The 713-nt window shown below is 66.9% G+C and carries 1 pseudogene; it reads right to left on the bottom strand.

Annotation, left to right across the window (positions count from 1 at the left end):
• Nucleotides 1-686: pseudogene (locus IFT82_RS20345) on the bottom strand (hypothetical protein); the annotation flags it as partial.
• Between the last annotated feature and the right edge of the window lie 27 nt (nucleotides 687-713).

The following is a 713-nucleotide window of genomic DNA, read 5'->3' as shown; positions in this document are numbered from 1 at the left end:
CGGCGCAGGTTGGCGATGAACCCGTTGTCCGACAGCTTGCGCGCCAGCCCCTCCGCCTCGGCCTGACGCGCGACCGGGAAGCTGTAGTTCCAGACCTCGTTCGACAGCTCGACATAGATGCGGCGGTTCGCCGGAATGCCGTCGTGCATCAGCTGCGCCATGCGGGTGATATAGTCGTCGTCCGCATTCCACGGCACCGTCATCCACGGCTCGGCCGACAGCTTGTTCGACAGCGCCACGATATGCTCCAGCGCCGGCCCTTGCGGACGCGACTGGTAGATCGAGCCCGGCAGGGTCCGGTCCGCCCACTTCGCCGACTGCGGGTTCGTGTTCGCCGCCGACCAGTCGAGGAAGCGCAACACGCCGTAGGGCTTGAGCGAATCGACGAACTCCTGGCTGAACACGTCGCTGCGCGCCATGCCCTTCTCGCGGCAGTCCAGATTGCGCACCGGATCGCTGGCGCTCATGTTGCGCAGGCTCAACCATACCCGCGCATTGGCCAGCGTGTTCGCCGAGAACCGGAACTCGGAGCTGTGGTCGCCCGGACCATCGCCGCCGCCACCCCGGTTGCCCTGGATCGAGATCGTACCCGTCCCCTCCCAGGTGCAGCGGATGATCGCACCCGCACCGGTCATGACGTCCGCCGTCGGCGTCAGGATACGCACCACCTCGCGCCCCGCCGGCATCGCTGACGGCAATATGTTGCCATTGGC

Source organism: Sphingomonas sp. CFBP 8760, assembly GCF_014841615.1.
Classification (GTDB): Bacteria; Pseudomonadota; Alphaproteobacteria; order Sphingomonadales; family Sphingomonadaceae; genus Sphingomonas.
This window is presented reverse-complemented; position numbering and strand designations above follow the sequence as displayed.